Below are 22,295 nucleotides of genomic sequence, written 5' to 3' on the forward strand. Positions count from 1 at the left end.
CTCATGATCGCAACAGTCATTAATGCCCTAGCCGTTCTCTTCGGCTCACTCCTCGGCCTTGTTCTCAAGGGCAGAATTCATGATAAGTATGAGCAGACAGTCTTTACTGCTCTGGGCATCTTTACCTTCGTTTTGGGAATGACAATGGCACAAGAGCCATGCAATGCCCTTTACATGGTCTTTTCTCTCGTTTTGGGGGGGCTTCTCGGTACCTGGATTGGTGTTGAAGACATGGTTTTGCGTTTTGGTGAATGGATGAAGTCCAAGCTTCCAAGTTCAATGGGAAAAGGACAGTTCGCTCTTGGGTTTTTAGATGCTAGTGTCCTGTTTTGTGTGGGGGCCATGACCATTGTGGGCTCTTTCAAAGCAGGAATTGATAAAGACTATCAGCTGCTGCTGCTCAAATCGGTTATGGATGGATCTGTTGCCGTTTTGCTGTCTGCTGTCATGGGAGTCGGTGTTGCTTTTTCCGCTGTTTCAGTTTTGGTTGTCCAGGGAGCTTTGACAATCCTCTCCACTTATGTGGCACCCTATGTTGAGCAGCCCATGATCGATGCTGTTTCGGCTGTGGGAGGATTGCTTGTCATTATGATTGGGATTAATCTTCTCCATTTGAAGAAGATTAAAACCGCCAACTTCATGCCTGCTTTATTCCTGGTAATCCTGTTTCAGTTGGCAGATCCCTGGTTAGTCCGCTTTACGGGCTGAGAGTTTCCATATATCCGAGGCATATTCGCCTATGGTTCTATCTGATGAAAAAATCCCCGAAGACGCAATATTCATAAGGCTTTTCTGCAACCAGTTCTGTTTGTCCGAGTAGAGCCTTTCTCCTTTGCTTATGGCTGCCGTGTGGGCCTCCAGTTCTGGCAGTACAAGATAGGGATCTTCTTTAAATAGATGTTCCAGAAGGTCTCTGAATTCGTCTGGATTACCCAGAAGTCCGTTTTCTATTTCCTGAAAAAGAGCCTTTATTTCCTGATTTCCTTCTATGAAAGTTTTAGGGTTGTATTCCTTTCTGTAATGAACGACCTCTTCGGAACTCATTCCAAAGGGGATATTATTTTCCTTGCCGGATGCTTTGAAAATCTCAATATTGGCTCCGTCCATGGTGCCTAGAGTCAGCGCTCCATTCATCATAAACTTCATATTTCCTGTTCCGGAAGCTTCCTTGCCGGCCGTTGATATCTGCTGGGACAGTTCTGACGCAGGGAATATTTTCTCCCCCATGGTCACATTGTACCCTGGAAGGAACAGGAGCTGTAATTTGTCCCGGCATAGGGGATCATTGTTAATGACTGAAGAACAGCGGCAAGCCAGATGAATGATCTCCTTGGCCATGTAATATCCTGGGGCAGCCTTGCCTCCCATAAGGAAGAGGTGGGGTATTTCCTGAATATCAGGATTATTTTTGAGAGCTCTGTATTTTTGCAGGATAGAGAGTATGTTGAGGAGCTGTCTTTTATATTCATGGATGCGTTTTACTTGAAAATCAAAAAGGTAATGAGGGGGGCAGTTTAAGCCCTTCTCCATGTGAATCCACCGGTTGAAGAGTTCCTTGTTCCCCTGTTTTATGCGGCCCAATCTTTCCAGGACAGATGAATCATCTTTATATTGATTGAGACCGCTGAGAAGATGCGGTTTCCTTTGCCACTCATTGCCTATGAGATCATTGATGAGGTTCGTGAGGGCCGGATTGCACTGCATCAGCCAACGGCGGTGGGTTATTCCATTTGTCTTGTTGTTAAAGCGTTGGGGGAAACGGATATACCAGTCTTTTAGAACCGTTTCGGTCAGGAGTCTGGAATGGAGGGCGGCCACTCCATTCACCGAAAAACTTCCATAAACAGCCAGGGCCGCCATATGAACATACTCATTCTGTATGATAGAAGGAGTTCCGGATTCTTCTTCCAAACGCCTTTGGATCTCCTCTATTATCAGCATAATGCGGGGTAGGAGCTCTCTCAAAGAACTGACAGGCCATTTCTCAAGAGCTTCTTCCAGGACGGTATGGTTGGTGTAGGCAAAAACCCTTGTGCAGATGTTCCACGCTTCCTCCCAGGACAATCCTTCCTGATCCAGAAAGAGTCTCATCAGTTCCGGGATAGCCAGTACTGGGTGGGTGTCATTCAGCTGTATCACATATTTATCAGGAAAGGCAGTCCAATGGGGATCATGAGTTTCTCTGAATTCTGCCATCATGTCCTGCAGGGAGGCTGACACGAAAAAATACTGTTGTTTGAGGCGGAGTTTTTTTCCCGATTCTGCTTCATCACCCGGGTAGAGAACAGCAGTGAGAGACTCTGCTGTATTGATCTGCTTCCAGGCTTTTCCATGATCTCCACGATTAAAGAGATCCAGATCAAACCCCTCGGGGGCCTCGGATTTCCAGAGTCTCAGGGGCTGGACACGATTGTTGTATGTGGAAGAAACAGGATAGTCCACCGAGATGGCAAGAATTTCAAATTCTGGAATAAGTTTAAATTTCAATTCTCCAGATTCATTACAGCTGATGTCCACAGATCCTCCAAAGGGAATCCGGTAACATTTACTTCTATTCTCCTGTCCCCAGAGGTCTTCATGTCGCCAGTTATCAGGCTGTTCCTTCTGTCTTTCATCCTGCAGGCTTTGCTTGAACAAGCCAAAGCGGTAGCAAATACCATATCCCGTGGCAGGGAGATCCAGATGGACAAGAGAGTCAAGAAAACAGGATGCCAGGCGACCTAGCCCACCGTTTCCCAGGCCCGGGTCACATTCTTCTTCAAGGACGTCGGTCAGGTTCAGATTATGCCGGGAGGCCAGTTCCTTTACCCTGTCCAGGATTCCCAAAGCCAATAGATTCTGGTGGAGCAATCTACCTGTCAGAAATTCAGCAGAAAGATAGCACAGTCTTCTATTGTCCTCTTTGCGATCCAGGGAGGAGGTTTCTTCCTTCCTCAGGGTCATTTCCTGGTTCATATAGGATGTCAGTCTGAGAATAAAATCTTTCCCAGAGAGAATTCCGTTTTCTTCATTCAGGAGTCTTTCAAGCTGGCCCGAATTGATTTCTTCTCTCATCATCATGGCTCCTTAGAGGAATGATTCTGGATGCTCTTCTATAATACGTATGAATATGGGAGCACTGACGGTCTCTTCCAGATTTTCGATTTCTTTTAAGGCCTGGGTCACTGCTCCGGCTCTGGCTTCATGAGTTGTCATAACCAGAGGAATGTTATCTTTGGCTTCTTCTTTCTGAAGGAGTGACGTGATGCTGATTCCATTGCTGCTTAGGATTGAACTGATACGAGCCACAGTTCCGGGTCTGTCCTTGACCATGAATCTCAGGTAATAGCGGCTTATCAGGTCTTCTGGAGCCAGCTGCCTGGCTTTCTGGGTCCTATCTGGCCACAAATTGAGCGTTTCGAACGCTTTGGATGTGATTCCCAGAGCAGTGGCAATGATATCAGAGACAACTGCGGAGGCCGTGGGAGAGCTACCGGCACCCCGTCCCATATACATGGTATGGCCTACGGCATGGCCGTAAATACTGACCGCATTAAAGGCTCCGGAAATTCTGGCCAGTGGATGAACAGTATGAACAAATGCCGGAGCAACACTCAAGGCAAGACCCTTGTCTGTTTTCTGTCCTATGGCTAACAGCTTCATGATGTATCCCAGTTCTTTTCCCGACTCAATATCATAAAGATCCAGGGTGTCGATTCCTGTTACGGGGATGGAATCCAGGTCTACCCTTTCTCCAAAGGCGAGGGACCCGAGAATGGTGAGCTTATGAACCGAGTCCATACCGGTAACATCCAGTGTGGGGTCGGCTTCGGCAAGTCCTGCTTCCTGTGCCGATTTGAGGGCTTGCTGGTAGCTCTCTCCTTTTTCGGTCATTTCTGTAAGGATATGGTTACAGGTTCCATTGACAATGCCGTACATCGCTTCGATTTTATTTGCCAACAGACCGTCTGTGATTACTTTTACGATAGGAATTCCGCCGCCGCAGCTGGCCTCGAAGCCTATGGTCACATTCTTTTTCCGTGCCAGAGCAAATAGCTCCGGTCCATAATGAGCCATAAGGGCTTTGTTGGCGGTCACAACATGTTTCCCTGCTTCCAGGGCTGCTATGATTATCCTCTTGGCATCGGTGAGTCCACCAATGAGTTCCACTACTACAAAAACATCAGGATCTGAAAGAACTTTGTCGTAATCCTGTTCATAGAGGTCTTCTGGAATTCCAATGGACCTGGCATTGGTGTAGTTTCTGCTTGTCACATATTTCAGGTACAGGGAGATGCCCGTACGTTCCTGCAGGAATGTTTTGTCTTGTGTCAGGATTCTGGCTGTTCCGCCTCCGACTATTCCACATCCAACAAGTGCTACACCGTATTGACCTTTTTCTTCCATATATATTAACTCCTGAAATTGTAAAGTAAAAACTCTTATGCAGGATTATCAAATATGAGAGGGTTTTATTCAAGAGTTGAGTGTCTCTGTATAAAAGCATATAAAAAAAGGCAGGGATAATTCAGGAAACCTGGTGGATAATGAATTGAAATGAATTACAATATAAGAAATAAATATTAAGACATGATAATTGAGAAGGAACTCCTCTGAACTACTGAGGAGTTCCAGCGAATGAGAGAGGAGATTTTTTTATGATGAAACGCTTACTTCCCCTGGGCATCATACTGCTTGTATTATCCGGTTGTGCCTCCACCAAGGTCAGCAGGATTTCTTCCGATGAAGTCATTGATTTGAGTGGACGCTGGAATGATACAGATTCCAGACTAACCGCCGAGGAAATTGTAGCCGATGTCCTTTCGCGCCCTTGGTTAGATGATTTTTTGGCTTCAAACGGTGAAAAACCAGTTCTTATCGTTGGGACTGTCAGTAACAAGAGCTCTGAACATATCGAAGTTCTGACTTTCATCAAAGACATAGAAAAAGAGCTGATAAACAGCGGCCGTATCCGTTTTGTGGCCAACAAAGAAGAACGACAGGAAGTCAGAGAAGAGCGGGAAGACCAGCAGTCCAATGCTACTGAAGCGACCGCAAAGGCTTTGGCTTCAGAAACAGGTGCTGACTTTATGCTTCAGGGTGTCATCACATCCATCACAGACGCTGTGGATGGAGAAAAAGTCATCAAGTATCAGGTCGCCATGGAATTGATCCATCTCGAAAATAATGAAAAAGTATGGATTGGATCCAATGAAGTAAAGAAGTTTATTAAACAGTCAAAGTCAAATTGGTAGACAGGGAATGCCCTCATTTCAAAATAAATTACAATATCTGATCCTTTTCCCGATCATGTTGACCATGGCTTCCTGTGCCAGTACTAAGACCTATCAATATCAGTATGTGGAGGCGAATGAGCAGTTGGCAAAAAGAGATTTTGCCGCTGCCAGTTTGATTATTGAAGGGTATCGGGACGAGGCATATAAGGAAAAGGACCGGGTCCTTTACAACCTTGATGTCGGGATGCTTTATCATTATGCCGGTGAGTATGAAAAGAGTAATGCCGCCTTAAGTGAGGCGGAAAGGGGCATTGAGGAACTCTATACAAAGAGCATCTCTAAAATGCTGACTTCGGGTATTTTAAACGATAATGCCTTGGACTATGGGGGTGAGGACTATGAAGATATTTATCTGAATGTCTTTAAAGGACTGAATTACATTGCTCTGGGTGATCCTGAATCCGCTCTGGTGGAAATCCGGAGGATTCATATTAAGTTGAACATACTGGAAGACAAATACCGAAAACTAATAGAGGAATACAATCAGTCTGATGAGGCGGAGGGTGAAATCACTCCCATTGAAACACGATTCTATAATGATGCCCTGGCCCGTTATCTGGGACTGCTTTTGTATCGTTATGAGAACAGCCTGGACAGTGCCCGCATAGAGAGAGACAACATTGAGCAGGCTTTTAAAAACCAAAAACAATTGTATGATTTTCCTCTGAACGAACTGCCAGAACTCACAATGGACCGGGATATGGCTCATCTGAGTGTCATTGCTTTTTCTGGTATGGCTCCCAGAAAACTGGCCGAGACCTTCTACCTTACCACTCTTCCGGGAGTTGTGATGATTACTTCTGCCAGTCAGAGCGAAGAATATGTGAAATCCAATGTCGGTTTTAATTTTCTGAGTATGCCCGGGATCGATGGGGGATTTCATTTTAAATTTGAATATCCTCGGATGGATCTTATGGGTAGCAGAGCCAATCGGATCGTCCTGGTTTTAGATGGAATTCCTGTGAAAGAAATTCCACTCTTCGAAAAGATGGAGAGTATCTCAAAAGAAATCTTTCGTATAAAACAGCCTTTGGTTATCGGGAAATCCATATTGAGAACCGTGACCAAAGGAATCTTGAAAGAATCGGCTAAGAATCAAATGAATGAAGCAGGCCCCATGGCGGGGCTTCTGATGGGTATTGCGCTGGATGTTGCCGTAGATGCGACAGAAAATGCTGACTTGAGGACTTCTCAGTATTTTCCGGCTTATGCTCATACTTTAGATATAAAGATCCCCGCGGGAGAACATACTGTTGCGGTGGAATACTATCATGACAGCACCCTTCTTTTCCGAGACAACCGGGGTGTCATGGATCTGCAGGCTGAAGAATTGAATCTTGTAGAATCCTTCGTATTAGAATAAAGGGAGCATAAAATGAAATTCAAAAAAATCATCACGGCTATCATTCTTACAGGACTGCTGATTTCCTGTGCAACAGGTGGTTCGGGCAGTGGTGGACGAAAAATTCCTGATTGGGTCAATGACAAACACAGCGTCTATCCTGATGATAAATATTTGGTGGAAATCGGCGAGGGGACTTCTCTAAAGAGTGCCAAACAGAATGGTCAGACTTCATTGGCCAGAATCTTTAGAACGACAATTAAGGTCGATAGTACTGTCAGTACCCGTTACAAGGATCTTTCCGATGGGAAGACCATCCTTGAATCCCAGATGGAAACAACCTCTGATGAGTCTATCACACAGCTTTCAGATGAGACCCTTATCAATGTTCATTTTGGAGAATCTTGGACCAGTTCAGAAGGGCGTGTGTATGTTGTCGCCTATATTGACCGGATGGAAACCGCAAACATCTACCGACAGAGAATTGATCAGGATGCCACCAGGGCTAATCTGTTTATCAGCCAATCTGAAGGTCAGGAGGACCTCCTGAGACGCTACGGTTTTCTGGATGCTGCCATTGTCATGGACCGGTCAATTCAGGCTTTGAGGGAACAGTTGGAGATCATTTATCAGCCCTTTGCCAGGGCCGTCTTGCTCCCCTATAGCCCTGAAGAGCTTCGTTCCCTGCATGCAGATACGGCAGAAAATATGGTCTTCATGATTCGAGTGGATGGGGATGAAAACGGTAAAGTCGGAGATGTGGTTGCTCAGGTCCTAAACAATCGCGGATTTTCTGTTTCAGCAGAAACTGCCAGGCTCTCTGTGACAGGACGTATCGCTATGGAAGAAGTTCTGCTGAATAATGATTACAAGAATCTCAGATGGAATCTCTTTATGGAAATGCGCAATGAGAAAGGGGATATGGTTGTCACAATGGATGAACAGCAACGTGAAACAGCCATCTCTTTGCAAGAGGCAGAAGCACGGGCTTACAGATCTATGGAAAAGGTTCTGAATGAAAAGTTTATCGGTGCTTTAGAATCCTATTTTGACAGTTACGCCGGTAGTTGATTAGATCTTCATCATCCCCCAAAAAAACCCCTTAAGATTAAGGGGTTTTTTTGGAAATTGTTTATTCTACAGGAGGTATGATTAATACCTGTCCTGGATATATTAGATCCGGATTAGGGATCGATTTCTGATTCCGCTGCCAAATCTTTGGCCAGAGGAATGGATCATCGTAGATCTCTTTGTATTCAGATATCCTCCAGAGACAGTCGGTCTTCACTTTTCTATAGACGACAGTATAGGTCTTCCCAACGGCATTCGCCTTATAGGCACTGATGTAGGCTTCGGCCTGAGAAAGAAGCTCTTTGGATTTTCCAAAGTTACCAGCATTTCTTTCGGTAATGGCTTCCTGCCAGAGAACTTTTGCCTTCTCCAACAGTGTGGATACACCCTCTTCAGGAGGCATCATCTCTTCTTCTTCCTCTTCGATGACCTGAGTCAGGTCATATTCTACGAGTTCAGAATCTTCGGTTTCATAATCGTCGGCTTTTGCATCCATCAGGGGATTTTGATTCAGATAATCCGTTCCGGACCAGGGAGATGCTTCTTTTATTTCTCCTGTTTCTGTCTGGATCTTCAGTGTGGAGGCTTCTTCAAGCTCCATTTGAACCTGCATCAATCTGGCATCATTTTCAGCCTGCTGTTTTCTGACTCTCGTTAGATACAAGGTATTCTTGGCTCTGAATTTTGCTTCTTTCAAGGTGGCTTCACTGCCTTTTAGATCGAACTGACGAAATTGGATCATACCCTGTGAAAGCTGATAGCCAGCCTGATTAAATTCAGCATCCGCCCACAAATAGGCTTCTTCAGCTTCGGCTTCATTCAAGTAGGTTTCGGTATCCCTTTCAAGTATCTCAATCCATCGGATGTTCTCATCAAGAATCTTATACAGATTGTTGGCTTTTGTTTTTGAAAGAGCCATTGCTTTTTTGGCTTCCATGAGATTTTCGGCATCAATTTCCTTTTTTGTCAGGGCAAACTGATCCAAAACCTGATTGTATGGGTCGGGACTGTATTTATCAGCCTTGATGTCCAACAGTTTTGTTTTCATGCTTTCCAGGGAGGCATAGGCTTCAGCCTTGAGGCCGTCACGTCCCATGTTAAAGGCTTTCTCAGCCTTTTCCTTCACTCCTGCCAATAAGAGGCGGGCTGCATCCGGATCACTTTCTGATAGATTTACAGCTTCTTTAAGATCTGAGTACCCGCTTGCCATGAGGTCCGGCGCAAAACGTGACGCTTCGACCATTTCAGCCCGTTCCAGTGCCTGACGTGCCAGAGCCAGTTCCTCACGGGAAACTGGTTGAACTTCCGGAGTTTCCGGTTTCACTTCTACCACAGGGGTCAGGGTTTGTCCGCTTTCTACAACGGGTTCTTCCATAACCTCTTCAGGGACGGCTTCTTCAACCGGTTCCTCTACTGGTTCCGGGGCTGTTTTACATGACATTACGATAAACAGAGAAAGAAATAATAAAGTAAACAGGATTTTCTTGTTCATGCGTTCTCTCCTCTACATAAATTAAGTTTAGCACGGAGAAATTGCGGAGTCAAAGGGAAGCCCTCTTTTCAGACTGAACTTCCCTTTATTTTTATTGTTTTACCCAATGAATGGCTTGTTCGTAAGGTTTGTATCACAGTCTGGGTCTGGTTCTTTTTTCAATCTAAGTGAAACACTTCCTTCAAAGGAATGGTAACAGGAGAATTGTCCAGGTTTGTTTCCATAATATCCGCCATATATGACCACCATTTCTGGACGATAGGATCAGAGCCCAGGTCTTGAGAACCTGACTCTCCTGCAATCTTCTGTACGCCGAAAAGAGTGTTGGTTTCTTCATCAAGATAGATAGAGTAATCCGAAACTCCTGTGCTTTTAATCAAAGTTTTCAATTCAGGCCATAGTGCATCATGTCTTTTCTTATATTCGTCTGCATATCCTGGTTTCAGTTTCATTTTAAAAGCAAAACGCTTCATTTCAATCTCCTTTTAACGGGTTTATCCCTGTTGTTTTCTCAGTTTCCTTTTGGCTTTTACTGTGTTTAGCATTTCAGGAATTAGAACCGCTGCGATGAGTAAAAAACCCGTTGTGATGATCATGGATTTTGCAGAAAAATTGAGAAGTCCCATACCAAACTTCAGGTAACCCAGGAGAAAAACGGCTATGATGACTCCAAAAATATTGCCCTTGCCTCCGATGATGGAGACGCCGCCGAGGACCACAAGAGTGATGGCCTCCATATCCCAGCCTACAGCGATATTCGGGCGTGTACTACCAATTCTGGAGGTCAGTAGTACGGCGGCAATTCCGGCAAATAGTCCATTGAGCACCAGGTTGGTAAATCGGATGCGGTTCACCGAGACTCCGGAAAATCTGGCAGCCGTACTGCTGTTTCCAATGGCGTATACCTTTCTGCCATAAGCTGTTTTATGAAGAAGAAAACCCATTATTACAGCCAGGACCAAAAAGAGTACCAGTTCGAAGGGTATGAGACTGTCTCCCACATAGCCCTGACCAAAATATCCAAAACTCTCCGGATATTTTGTGAAGGCCTTATCTTCAAGGAAAGCCTGGGATATCCCTCTGAAAAGAGACTGGCTACCTAATGTGACGGCAATGGCAGGAATCTTAAGTCCCGTCACCAGGAGACCGTTAAAGACTCCGGCGACTATTCCGATACTCAAGCCGATGATTACAATTTCCGGTGTCCCTGCACCCATGGAAGAGGCCAGGCCCATGCCGAATGAAGAGAGGGCTAATGTCGATGCAATGGAAATATCAATGTCACCGCACATAATGGCAAAGATCATGGGTAGAGCCATAATCGCTTTTTCCATGAAGTTGAAGGTGGTATTCATCATGTTGAAATAATCGAGGAAGTAGGGGCTGGCATTGGAAAAGAAGATAATGACTCCCAGGAAAAGCAAAATAAGGATAAACTCCCATTTGGTGACCATTTCAATCAATATTTCTCTAATATTCGTTTCATTGATGAGCCGGTCCTGGCTTACATGTTGTAATCTCTCATTCATTACTGCCTTCTCCTGTTGAGTAGTTGTTTTTCATTTCTCTGTTCCATCAGAACGTTGGCGACAATGGCCGTCAGGACAACAAATCCCTGAATGGCCATCTGGTAGAAGGGGGACAAGTTGACAACCGGAAGGGCATTATTGATGATACCCAGAAAGAGGGACCCCATGATGACTCCTGTCAGGGCTCCTGCGCCTCCGGCCATACTCACTCCGCCTAACACACAGGCTGCCACTGTCTGCAGTTCAAAACCCGCTGCAGTTTCATTCACAGCCGCGGCATAACGGGCTGTCCACATGACACCGGCAAGACCGCAGAGGGCTCCCAGTATTGTAAACACCATAAAATTCACTTTCTTTTCGCTGACTCCCACAAAATGGGCCGCCGTCTTGTTTCCGCCAATCGCATAGATTTCCCGTCCATGCCTGGTATAGCGAATAAAATAGAACATGATTATGCATATTAGAATGGCCCATGCTGTCAAGTTCGGGATAAGAAAAAATCTCCCCTTGGGAATGTTCATAAATGATTCTGTCATTTCGTGGGCTGTGACCCATTGGCCTTTACTCATAACGAAAGTCAGGCCCCTAAAAATACTCATGGTTCCCAATGTGGTAATGACAGGAGGTATTTTTCCGAAGGCGACACAGACCCCATTGAAAGCCCCAAGAGCCGTCCCGATCAGTATCCCCGACAAGAGGACCAAATAAACCGGTATTCCCGGATAGTATTGATTCATCATAGAGGCGGCCATTCCTGAGAAGGCGATTGTTGATCCTACGGAGAGATCGATTCCTCCTGTCAGGATGACCAGCAATTGGCCTGAGGCCACCATGATCAAAATCGCCGTGTCATTGACAATCCTTTCAACATTGCTCAGTTCTAGAAATTTGGGAGCTCTGATTGTCACAATTATCAAAAGAATGAATATAAGGAACCCTAAATTCAACTCTCTGTTTTGTAATATTTTCTCAATTCTATTTTTCATAAGGTCCCTTCTTCGTGGCCGGTTGCTGCCAAAATCATATTGTCACTGTTTGCTTCTTCCCTGCTGAACACTCTTGAAACACGGCCTTCGTGCATGACAACCGTTCTGTCGGCCATGCCAAGGATCTCAGGCATTTCGGAGGATACGAGGATAACCGCCAGACCCGATGATGCCATTTCAGACACAAACTCATGAACTGCGGCTTTTGTGGCGACATCGATCCCTTTGGTTGGTTCGTCCAGGATGAGAATCTCCGGATTTGTTGCCAACCATTTTGCCAAAACCACTTTCTGCTGGTTACCACCGGAGAGAGTATTGGCATTCACTTTCCAGTTCGCTGCCTTAATTTCCATTTTATTCCCGAATTCTTCGGTCACAGTCTTTTCAGAATCCTTTCTGAGGATTCCAAATTTACTCAGACGGTCTATCTGGGGAAGAGTTATATTGTGGGATAAGCTCATTTCGAGGATGGCTCCCTGTTGCTGCCTGTCTTCTGGTACATAGGCAATTCCATGACTCATGGCAACTCTCGGAGAAGAAATATGTATCTCTTTTCCATTGAGTAAGATGGTTCCTTCCGACTTTTTATCGATTCCGAAGACTGTACGCATGACTTCTGAACGTCCGGCACCGACAAGACCGAAAAATCCAAGGATCTCTCCTTTATGGAGCGTAAAGGAAACGTCTTTGAAGTATCCCGGGAGTGAGAGATTCTTGATTTCCAGAATCTTTTCTCCAATATTCGCTTCTTTTTTCGGGAACATCTGATTCAATGAACGGCCCACCATCATTTTGACAATGTCATCCACAGTCGATTCTTTTACTTTCCCTTCACCGATATACTGGCCATCTCTGAAGACAGTGAAATAGTCGCAGATGGCAAAAATTTCATCAAATTTATGTGATATGAAGACAATGGCTTTTCCCTGTTCTTTCAGTTGTCTGATGATTTTATATAGCTCATCGACTTCCTTGAGAGAGAGGGCGGATGTGGGTTCGTCCATGATCACAAGTTGAGCATCAACTGACAGGGCTTTGGCAATTTCCACCATATGCCTTTGAGCCGTACCCAGGTTCTTTATCAAGGTATCAGGGTTTATATCCAGTTCCATGCGCCCCAGGAGTTCACTTGTGTGCTCTCTCATGGCCTTCCAGTCCAGGATTCCTGATTTTTTCCTCATATGGTGACCCATAAATATGTTTTCTGTCACTGTTAGCTCTGAAAACATGGAGGCTTCCTGATGTATGGCAACGACGCCAGCGGCCTGGGCATCGTGGGAGGTTTTAAATTGCACCTCCCCGTTTTCCATTAGTATCTTTCCCTTTGTAGGCTGGTAAACCCCTGTCATGATTTTAACCAGAGTGGATTTTCCCGCGCCGTTTTCGCCAATGAGGGCGTGGACCTCTCCTGTGCGGATTGTGAAATCCACTTTGTCCAGAGCCTTGATCCCCGGGAAATATTTTGCGATATCTTTTAGCTGTAATATAGTTTTACTCAAAACGTAACTCTCCTTAAGGGGTCTTCCCAACAGACCAGAATGTGCTCGGAAGAACTCTTAAATCAGATGACCTGAACGGATTTTTTTGTTTTTGGAATCCCCGGAAAGGATAAGCCTTCCCGGGGTATTGAATCTTTATGAAAGGTTTTGCTTAGAAAATAGAAGCAAAGTCTGCAATATTTTCTTTGTTGAAAACGAAAGGTTCACCCATGATTGAGTTTCCATTTTCGCCAATTGTGATTGTTCCCATTTTTCCAGCGTCAATTTTATCACCGGTTTTTCCTTCTACTTCACCGGAGATCAATCTAGCAAGAATGTATGTAGCAGAGTAGCCAAGGTCTACTGGATTCCAGAGGGCCATCTGTCCACAGGTTCCATTTTCGATGTAATGCTGCATTTCAGAAGGAAGACCAAGACCTGTCAGCTGAACTTTTCCTTTCAGACCTTCATCTTCGATTGCTTTGGCAGAAGCCAGGATCCCGATTGTTGTAGGAGAAATGATTCCTGCGAGATCGGGGTATTTTTTGAAGAGGCCAACGGCTTCTCTATAGCTCTTGTCTGCGGCATCGTCACCGTAAACTACTTCTACAATTTCCATATCTTTGTAGGCGGGATCTTTCATGGCTTCATACATATAATCAATCCATTCATTCTGGTTGGTCGCCTGACTAGTGGCGGATACAATACCGATCTTGCCTTTATAATCTGTCAATTCAGCAATCAGTCTGACCTGCTGTGCTCCGATAAGAGCAGACTCAGAAGGTGCCAAGGCCACTTCTCTTCCGCCGACATTGATATTTGAGTCGAAGGAAATAACCCGAATACCGGCTTTCATAGCTTTTTTGGTAACAGGAATAAGAGCGTCAGGGTCATTGGCTGAAATAGCAATACCGTCAACTCTCTGTGCGATCAATGTTTCAATTATTTCTATTTGACCTTCTGCTGTAGAGGCACTGGGTCCCATGTAAATGGACTCAATTCCACCCAATTCTTCGGCAGCCTGTACTCCTCCATCGGCTACGGCTTCAAAGAAACCGTTTCCAAGACTCTTTACCAGAAGAACGATTTTCAGATCTTTAGATGTTTCTGCTTCATTTTGTCCTGCAGCAAAAACCGTTGTGCTCAAAAGAGCAAGAATCAAAACGATAAGAATAGATTTGTTTCTCATTGGAAAACTCCTTTTATAATGTTAACTCTCAATAGTGTAGCATCTGTTTTTAAATGTCAGTTAGGCCGAAATTCTACAAAAAAGTACGGTATTCTACAAAAATAAGGTAAAAAAAAACAATAATTTCTACCAGAGCTGGTGCACTTCTTTCTTAATCATATCATCATAAATCCCCCGAATTCCCAGCATCTGTTTCTCTGTCAGAGGGGGAAGAGAGGAGGCTGCTGCGTTGTCTTCCATTTGTTTTTGGGTTGAAGCTCCTGGAATCACACAGCTAACCTGGGGATGCATCAGAATCCATCTTAGAGCAATCTGAGCCAGAGGAACTGTGTCGCCGAAAAGGGATTTGAGTTTGTCTACTGCATCCAGGCCCAGTTCATAGGGTACTCCGGAGAAGGTCTCTCCCTTGTCAAAGGCCTGTCCCTTGCGGTTAAAGTTCCTATGATCCCCGGCGCTGAAGCTTGAGTGGCGGTTGAATTTGCCGCTTAGCAGTCCGCTTGCCAGGGGGACCCGGACGATGATGCCCACATTTCTCTTGGCTGCCAGATCAAAAAACCAATCCAGAGGACGCATGCGAAACATGTTGAAGATTATCTGAACCGTTGCCACATTGGGGTATTCCAGAGCCTTGGAAGCCTCTTCTATCTTCTCCACACTGACACCCAGGTTGAGAATCTTTCCCTGATCTTTCAACCTGTCAAAGGTTTCAAATATTTCGGGACGATAATACACTTGCTGGGGCGGGCAGTGGAGCTGGATAAGGTCCAGAGTCTCAAGATTCAGTCGTTTGAGGGAGTCTTCCACATAGCTCGTGAGCGCCTTGGGCGTATAGCCTTCATTTATATGGGGGGATATTTGCCGCCCGCACTTGCTGGCTACATATATTCTGTTTTTCTGCCTTTTAAGAAAGGTCCCAATGGACTTCTCACTCTTTCCATCATTGTAGACATCGGCCGTATCAATAAAATTGATTTTGTTTTCTGTTGAAGCCTCTAGAATCTCCTGGGCTGAATCTTCATTGTAATCATCCCCCCAGCGTCCTCCCAGTTGCCAGGTTCCCAAACCGATTTCACTTATTTTGAATCCGGTCTTCCCTAATATTCTTGTATTCATGCCTTATCTCTCCTGCTTTTTTCGGGTCATTCACAAGAGACCCTCTGATGTTTTTGATTCTAAACAATGGTTCGCAAAAACTCAAATTAGGAAAGGGGCCTCATCGAGATTCTAAATAATCTGGATCTTTACGGACTTGATGCAGTAGAATACTTATATACCGCCTATTCATGATCTAAGGAGATATTGCATGTTTGACCTAGTCATATCCAAAGGAACCATTGTGACTTCCAGTTCTGTAACCGTCGGAGATGTGGGTATTACAGACGGAAAGATAGCCGCTCTTGGGCAGGACCTTGAGGGGAAACATAGCATTGATGCCCGAGGTAAGCTGGTTACTCCTGGCGCAGTTGATACTCATGTCCATCTTGAGATGCCCATAGGAAATTATGTCTCCTCCGATGATTTTTATTCTGGAACCCGGGCCGCAGCCTTTGGTGGAACCACCAGCATCATTGATTTTGTTGAATCAAGGGCCGATCAAACTTTTTTGGAAGCATTAAGAGAGCGTCAGGCTCAGGCTTCTGCTCGTTCTGTCATTGACTACGGGCTGCATATGACCATTGGACCGGACGATATGAATAAGCTGGATCAGGTTCCGGGAATCATGGAAGAGGGATGCGGCAGCTTTAAGCTCTATATGGCCTATGGACTGCGCCTCATGGATGATCAGCTGTATAAGGCGTTCCGCACCGTAAGCCGTGCAGGAGGTTTGCCTGTGGTTCATGCAGAAAACTGGGATATCATCTGTGCCATGATTGAAGAAAACCTGGCAGAAGGCCGTACCAGTCCCCATTGGCACCCCCGGAGCCGCCCCGAAGAATTTGAGGCTGAGGCCGCGGGACGGGTGATTCAGATTGCCCATCAGGCTGGTTCGAGAGTGCATATTTTTCATGTGTCCTGCCCACAGGTCGTGGAGGAAATTTCCAGTGCCAGAGCCAAAGGCCGGGCTGTGACAGCAGAAACCTGTCCTCAGTACCTTCTGCTCACTCAGGATCTTTATGATCGAGAAGGAGTTGAAGGGGCTCTTCCCGTCTGTTCTCCTCCTCTTAGGAGTGATCTTTCAAGGCGTGAACTCTGGCAGGCTCTCGGCAGCGGTCTTTTTGATACCATTTCGACGGATCATTGCCCCTTCTGCCGGGAAGAGAAGGGTGCCGACCTCTCTGCATTCAATAAAATCCCCGGGGGAGTCCCCTCCATGGAGATTAGATTCTCTGCTCTGTATTCCGAAGGTGTGCTGAAAGAACTCATCACCCTCAGTGAATGGATTGATCTTTGTTGCACAATGCCGGCATCTCTATTCGGTTTGAAAAACAAGGGGGAGATTGCCCTTGGGAAAGATGCCGATCTTGTTGTCTTTGACCCCGACGTGGAGTGGACGGTGTCCCCTGGAGAATTGCAGGAAACCGCGGGATGGACACCTTATGATGGCATGGTTCTAAAAGGGAGGCCTTCTGTGACAATCAGTCGGGGGGATATCCTCGTTGAAGAGGGCGTTTTCAAGGCTGAAAAAGGGCGGGGCCGGTTTTTAAAAACAGCCCCCTGACCCTTTTTTCTTTTCTGTGGAGGACTCTTTCCTGCGCCTAGGTTCTAGGCGGTTAGGGGGAATCTCTCTTAAGTCCTACAGGATTTAATGTATTCCGTAGGGCTGACCCCTTCTTCCTGACGGAAAATGGCCGAGAAGTGGCGACTGCTCCTGTAACCCACTTCGGAGGTGATCTCCTTAACATTCAGATTTGAATCTTTCATGAGCTCCTTGGCTTTCTCAATCCTTATATTGGTAATGTACTTTGTAAAGGCGATGCCTGTATGCTTTCTAAAAAGGCTGCTCAAATAATTGGGGGTCACCTCCAGGTTGTAGGCTATCTGAGCAATGCCTATCTCTTCATGAAAGTGTTCTGCAATGATTCGTTTTGCCTGATCTACCAGAACGGAACGCGAGCTGTTTGAATCGGTTCGGCTCTGATGTCCGATGTTTTTGAGTATGGCGACAATTGAATCGCCCCTGGCTTTGGGAAACATGGATTTCAGGTTCATTTTGATTTCTTCATAGGATTCAGCTTGTTTTGATTCTTCCAAGAGAATCTGGAGATCTTCAGCCTCTCTTTTGTCCGGTTTAAGGACGATCCACTCTTCCAGTTTTTGACAGAATCCCTCTAATTCTGGGGGTAGATCTTCACGTATTTTCAGAAAAGATCCTGGAGGTGAAACGAAGCGCTGCCATCCTTGTGACTCAACAGACTTCCAGTTTTCGGCAAAACGATTAAACTCATCCTCTTCCGGAATTCCGATAATATGATAATTCTGTTCTTCCGATAGAAGAGTCTGCATGAGAGTGGATATTTTTGCATCAAAATTTATTGGGCTGGTGCTGAACAGGCACAAAAAGAGACAGCCTGTTTCCAGGGTCACAATAGCCGAAATAAGGCCTCCGCATTCGGTTGTGTTGAAAAAATCCCGGAGATTGCGGGACACTCTATTTCTGATTTCAAGAGATTCCTGTTCTTTGTGGGAGTTGTCCAGGTATATTAAAAGGCCGGACCAGAACCCCTTACCCTGCAGTTTCGATTCATAATCGTAGGCGGAGCTGCCCGAAATTATATGATTCAGACTGTGTTCCAGAAGGCGTTGCTCCTCTGATTTCTCTTTGACAATGAGGGACTGTATCCTGTGCAGAACCTTTTCAAGTTCCTGGGCAGAGGGCGGCTTCAATAGGTAATCATCTGCACCCAGCTGCAAGGCCTTCCGGGCGTATTCAAAGTCTGCATGCCCTGTGAGTATGACCCAGTGGGCTTTTTCTTCCTTAAGCTCTTCCATGGCATCCAGACCTGAGAGTCCGGGCATTCTGATGTCAGCCAGGACTAGATCTACAGGATGGCTTCGGAACTGCTGGATGAGATCTCTGCCATTAGCGGCCTCATAGATATCCGTTACAGTCAGGGATGCTTCTTTGATCATATCCCTGAGGGTGAAGCGGATGAGCTCTTCATCGTCGGCTATCAATACTCTCATAGGAGTACCTCCTGATATGCAGGGAGCGTCATAACCGTGGTTGTTCCCTCGCCGGGTTTGCTTTGGGTTAAAATCTCCGATCCGGGGAAAGCCATTTTTAATCGTTCAATCACATTTCTCATACCTACACTTTCTCCCTTTTTTTTCAAATTCATATCAAAACCGCAGCCATTGTCTGCGATGGTTATGATCAGGCAATTCTGGCCTGAAGCTTCTATTTTCTCTGCCGTGACGGTGAGAGTCCCTCCCTCTTCCTGAGGTTCTAGCCCGTGAATCACAGAATTTTCCACCAGAGGCTGCAACAGTAATCGGGGAATGGGTATACCCTTCAAATCTTCAGGAAGGGTCAGTTTATATGTGAGTCTTTCGGAAAACCTAATTTTCTGAAGTTCACAGTAGTGACCCAGGAATTCAAATTCTTTCTCCATGGATGTCCAGTGAGTCTGGTCTGTCACGTAACGGAGCATCTCCCGCAGAGACAGGATGGCTTCTTCCAGTCTTTTCGTTTCACCCATCCGGTTCAGGCCGATAAAACCATTCAGAATGTTGTAGATAAAATGGGGCTGAACTTGCGATTGAAGTGCCCAGTATTGGGCTTCTCGTTTTTCAAGGACCTCTCTGTACTTCATCTGGTTGTCCAGTGTAAGAGAGACATATTCGGAGAAGTTGATCATCCTTGTGATGCCAAGATCGGAAAATCTAGTTTTTTCACTCATCAGTAAAGCCAGGATAAACCCCCGGCACTCTCCCCTGTGTATGAGAGGAAGAGCCAGCATGTCCTGAGGGTAGGGGGCTTTCAGAATCAGGAATTTCCTGAGTGATGTCATTTCTTCGAAGGGAGAAACAACAGGTTCGCCCTTTTTCAGCTTGACACCCAGTCGGGAACTTGCTTCCAGCCGGGGTATCAGGCTGACCTCTGTTCCTCTGAAGGATTCCATGGCAAACTGATTTTTCAGCGGATCAAACAGGTAGATGGCGGCCACTTCTGCATTAGTATCCTTGATGATTGTTTCTGTGATCATGTCGGTGAGATTTTCCAAACTTGTACCGTCTTCCAGAGAAATTCCCATGTCCCTGGTTAGGTTGAGTATGCTGTTCATATTATTTTTCAGGTCGGAGGACAGCGAGTTAATACGGCTGAGCAGGGTAGACAGCTCATCATTGTCTTTCACCGGATAAGTCGTACTGAAGTCTCCCATGGAAATATTTTTGAAGGCTGTACCGGCAAGAGAAATCTTCTGGATGATCTGTCTGGATATAATCAGGGCATAGCTCAGGGCCATGCCTCCTGTCAGCAGGCTGGTCAGGATAAACAGGATGTGCAATTCCCTTTCCTGACGCCGGCTCTGCTCCTTGAAGGAGGTGAAGAAATGGTTCATAAAACTTTCGAAGGTATTGGTAAAATAGAAGGATGTGTCTCTGAACTCATCGAAGAAGGGAATCAGAGTTTCATCTCTTTGCATCAGAACATAAAGGCCCTTTTCTCCTGCATCCAAATCTTGTAGACGGCTCAGAATCTCAGACATATAATAGAGTTTATCCAGGGCTTTCTGGTTTAATGTCAACGCCGTTTCATACAGATCCTGTAGCTCATCGTCCTGCATGATCGTCAGGTCTCTGTCATCGATAAAAACAAGAAAACTATGCTGATACTGCTCAACGGCAACCAGCCAGGTTTTGTAGGCTGCAATGGATCTGGGTGCATAGGTCAATGATCGGATTTGGCTGTACATACGGGGGGCAAAGAGGTCAAAGATAATATCCTTCATCAGGCCCATTACATTCCTGGAATGAGTTTGAAGTTTTTGCCCTTGCAGGATTGTTTCGTTTAGACTTTGGAGGCGTCTCCAGTTCCAGAGGGAGAGGCCTGTGATTGTTGCCAGGGAAAAAAACATAAGAGACGTAAGAATCAGCAGTTTCTTCCGGATGTTCATTTATTGTTAAAGAATATCACAACTGTGATTCTTAGGCTATCATCCCGCTGGCTGATCTGTTTTCTCTTTCAGCAATGGCAGGATCATTGTGACCTCGCACCCCGATACTTGCCTTCTGTTCTTTATTTCAATAGACCCTCCATAGCTTTCCAAAATTCCAAATACTATTGAAAGTCCCAGTCCCATATTTTCTTCTTTTTCCTGTTTTGTCGTATAAAAGGGCAAAAGAATATCTTTGATATCCCTTTCTCCCAGTCCTATCCCGGAATCCAGCAGACGAATCCTCACAAATTTATTATCTTTGTTGTCCATGACCAAGTGGATCTCACCTCCATCGGGCATGGCATCAAAAGCATTTTTTAAAATATTTAGAAACACCTGCTTTATTTTTACTCTGTTGGCCAAAATCACTGGATTTTCGGTTTTGATTTCAACCGCTATGGAGATTCCCCGCTGGAGAGCATTGGGTTTTATAAGGAGTAGCATTTGTTCTACAAGGGCCTGAAGGTTGAGCTTCTCGTCCTGATAGCGGTTCTTTTCTGAAAAAGTAATCAGATTGCTGACAATCTGTTCTATCGAGTCCAGCTCATCTTCCATATAGCCCAGAAATGTCTTAGATTCCTCATTTGAGATTCGATTTTTCAGTACATCCAGATAATTGTTAATGATTTCAAGAGGATTATTAATTTCATGGGCTACTCCGGCCGCCAATAAACCTATGGACGCCAGTTTTTCGGAAAAATGGATTTTTTCCCTCATCTTTTCCTGTTCGCTTATGTCATCAACGATGATGATGCTTCCCAAATAGTAGTTTCCGTCCAAAATGGGGTAAATCACCACATTGCAACAGATCTTATTTCCGGCAATTGTGATGTGTTTCTGATAGAGGTTTTCCCATTTTTTGGTTTCCAGTATTTTATATATTTCATCAGAGAAGCCCCTGTCTTCTTCGGCGAATACTTCAGAAAAGGGGGCTTCCAGAAGGACCTCCCTCTTTTTATGAAAGAAAGTTTCTCCATAATGATTCAGGAGTTTTACATGACCTTCCCCGTTGACAACTAGAAGTGCCAGAGGGAGAAATTCAAGGATGGCTTCATTGTATTTCAATAGATGATAAAAATCCTTATCCAGCTTTGTCAGGGATTTATTGCGAACAATCTGGGTATATGCCAACTTGATTAGATTGATTTTATCAATGTTTTTGACTGATTCGGTAATTAGAACCGATCCATTCCTGAGGATCGTCACCCTGTCTGCAAATTCATATACATCATCGATTCTATGGGTGATGAAAAGAATTGTCCCCCCTCGGTCTCTCATCTTCCGGATCAGTTTGAGAACAAGGTCCAGGTCTATAGCCGTCAGTTTTTCAATGGCTTCATCCAGGATCAGCAATTCGGGTTTTGTATGGAGCTGTCTGAGGATATTGATCATAACTTTCTCTGGGAGTGACAGGTCTCCTACAATTTTAGTGGGAGAAATGGTACAGCCGGTTTCCCTGAGATAGGATTCGGCTGCTGCCAGTATCTTTCTCTGGCTTATGAAAAATCCGGGGAAAACATCCTTGTGGTTGTTGAATAGGTTGTAGGCAACCGAAAGGTGATTGAACAGCTCTGTTCCCTGGGTCACAAAGGCTATTCCCAGTGACCGCGCTTTCTGGTCATTTAAGGGAGATATAAGTTCTCCTTTCCAGAAAATCTCACCTTTGAGCTGTATGAATCCGCTGAGAATATGAGCCAGGGAGGACTTTCCGGCACCATGTTCCCCGATGAGGGCATGTATCTCTCCGGGCTGCATCTCCCAGGTGACCCGATCCAGAGCTTTGACAGATCCATAAGTATGGGAGATATTCGAAAGTGATATCAAAGACGAA

The 22,295-nt window shown here is 45.3% G+C and carries 17 protein-coding genes; 5 read left to right on the forward strand and 12 right to left on the reverse strand.

Annotation, left to right across the window (positions count from 1 at the left end):
• Positions 1–3: 3 nt before the first annotated feature.
• Positions 4–708 (forward strand): DUF554 domain-containing protein, encoded by a 705-nt coding sequence (locus EXM22_RS16470; RefSeq protein WP_149487570.1) that lies wholly within the window; start codon positions 4–6, stop codon positions 706–708.
• Here the strand turns inward: EXM22_RS16470 and EXM22_RS16475 are convergent.
• Entirely contained in the window at positions 688–3,060 is a 2,373-nt protein-coding gene (locus tag EXM22_RS16475; protein ID WP_149487571.1) for a glycogen/starch/alpha-glucan phosphorylase, read from the reverse strand. The genes EXM22_RS16470 and EXM22_RS16475 overlap by 21 nt on opposite strands.
• Before the next feature lie 6 nt (positions 3,061–3,066).
• A complete protein-coding gene (locus EXM22_RS16480; protein WP_149487572.1) occupies positions 3,067–4,386 on the reverse strand; it encodes a homoserine dehydrogenase in 1,320 nt (439 codons plus the stop codon).
• Positions 4,387–4,637: 251 nt separating this feature from the next.
• On the opposite strand from EXM22_RS16480, the gene EXM22_RS16485 reads away from it, so the two are divergent.
• From EXM22_RS16485 to EXM22_RS16495, 3 genes are read left to right on the forward strand one after another with little or no spacing between them, the layout of a single operon-like run.
• On the forward strand, positions 4,638–5,234 hold the full coding sequence (locus tag EXM22_RS16485; RefSeq protein ID WP_246157039.1) for a penicillin-binding protein activator LpoB: 597 nt from the start codon (positions 4,638–4,640) through the stop codon (positions 5,232–5,234).
• Between the two features lie 7 nt (positions 5,235–5,241).
• Complete coding sequence (locus tag EXM22_RS16490) at positions 5,242–6,639, forward strand: COG3014 family protein (RefSeq protein ID WP_149487573.1); 1,398 nt, start codon at positions 5,242–5,244, stop codon at positions 6,637–6,639.
• 12 nt (positions 6,640–6,651) lie between these two features.
• Positions 6,652–7,689 carry an LPP20 family lipoprotein gene (locus EXM22_RS16495; protein WP_149487574.1) on the forward strand — a complete coding sequence of 346 codons (1,038 nt, stop codon included), beginning with the start codon at positions 6,652–6,654 and terminating at the stop codon, positions 7,687–7,689.
• A gap of 61 nt (positions 7,690–7,750) precedes the next feature.
• On the opposite strand, the gene EXM22_RS16500 is transcribed toward EXM22_RS16495, so the two are convergent.
• The 7 genes from EXM22_RS16500 to EXM22_RS16530 all read right to left on the reverse strand — a co-directional run bounded on the left by EXM22_RS16500 (position 7,751) and on the right by EXM22_RS16530 (position 15,476).
• Positions 7,751–9,181, reverse strand: coding sequence for a LysM peptidoglycan-binding domain-containing protein (locus EXM22_RS16500; RefSeq protein WP_149487575.1), 1,431 nt, complete (start codon positions 9,179–9,181; stop codon positions 7,751–7,753).
• Positions 9,182–9,339: 158 nt separating this feature from the next.
• Positions 9,340–9,654 carry an L-rhamnose mutarotase gene (rhaM, locus tag EXM22_RS16505; RefSeq protein WP_149487576.1) on the reverse strand — a complete coding sequence of 105 codons (315 nt, stop codon included), beginning with the start codon at positions 9,652–9,654 and terminating at the stop codon, positions 9,340–9,342.
• A gap of 21 nt (positions 9,655–9,675) precedes the next feature.
• Positions 9,676–10,710: an ABC transporter permease gene (locus EXM22_RS16510; RefSeq protein WP_149487577.1), complete on the reverse strand. Its 1,035-nt coding sequence runs from the start codon at positions 10,708–10,710 to the stop codon at positions 9,676–9,678.
• On the reverse strand, positions 10,710–11,696 hold the full coding sequence (locus tag EXM22_RS16515; RefSeq protein ID WP_149487578.1) for an ABC transporter permease: 987 nt from the start codon (positions 11,694–11,696) through the stop codon (positions 10,710–10,712). The genes EXM22_RS16510 and EXM22_RS16515 overlap by 1 nt, the downstream gene beginning before the upstream one ends.
• Complete coding sequence (locus tag EXM22_RS16520) at positions 11,693–13,195, reverse strand: sugar ABC transporter ATP-binding protein (protein ID WP_149487579.1); 1,503 nt, start codon at positions 13,193–13,195, stop codon at positions 11,693–11,695. The genes EXM22_RS16515 and EXM22_RS16520 overlap by 4 nt, the downstream gene beginning before the upstream one ends.
• 151 nt (positions 13,196–13,346) lie before the next feature.
• Entirely contained in the window at positions 13,347–14,363 is a 1,017-nt protein-coding gene (gene rhaS, locus EXM22_RS16525; RefSeq protein WP_149487580.1) for a rhamnose ABC transporter substrate-binding protein, read from the reverse strand.
• A gap of 126 nt (positions 14,364–14,489) precedes the next feature.
• A complete protein-coding gene (locus EXM22_RS16530) occupies positions 14,490–15,476 on the reverse strand; it encodes an aldo/keto reductase (protein WP_149487581.1) in 987 nt (328 codons plus the stop codon).
• Positions 15,477–15,666: 190 nt separating this feature from the next.
• On the opposite strand from EXM22_RS16530, the gene hydA reads away from it, so the two are divergent.
• Positions 15,667–17,022, forward strand: coding sequence for a dihydropyrimidinase (hydA, locus tag EXM22_RS16535; protein ID WP_149487582.1), 1,356 nt, complete (start codon positions 15,667–15,669; stop codon positions 17,020–17,022).
• Between the two features lie 68 nt (positions 17,023–17,090).
• Here the strand turns inward: hydA and EXM22_RS16540 are convergent, their stop codons facing one another.
• Genes EXM22_RS16540 through EXM22_RS16550 form a run of 3 tightly spaced genes read right to left on the reverse strand, consistent with a single transcriptional unit; the run spans position 17,091 to position 22,288 of the window.
• Positions 17,091–18,488, reverse strand: a complete 1,398-nt coding sequence (locus tag EXM22_RS16540; protein WP_149487583.1) for a response regulator — start codon at positions 18,486–18,488, stop codon at positions 17,091–17,093.
• A complete protein-coding gene (locus EXM22_RS16545) occupies positions 18,485–20,422 on the reverse strand; it encodes a histidine kinase (RefSeq protein WP_149487584.1) in 1,938 nt (645 codons plus the stop codon). Before EXM22_RS16545 ends, EXM22_RS16540 begins: the two co-directional genes overlap by 4 nt.
• Before the next feature lie 39 nt (positions 20,423–20,461).
• Entirely contained in the window at positions 20,462–22,288 is a 1,827-nt protein-coding gene (locus tag EXM22_RS16550; protein WP_168203576.1) for an ATP-binding cassette domain-containing protein, read from the reverse strand.
• Between the last annotated feature and the right edge of the window lie 7 nt (positions 22,289–22,295).

The organism is Oceanispirochaeta crateris (assembly GCF_008329965.1).
Taxonomy (GTDB): domain Bacteria; phylum Spirochaetota; class Spirochaetia; order DSM-2461; family DSM-2461; genus Oceanispirochaeta; species Oceanispirochaeta crateris.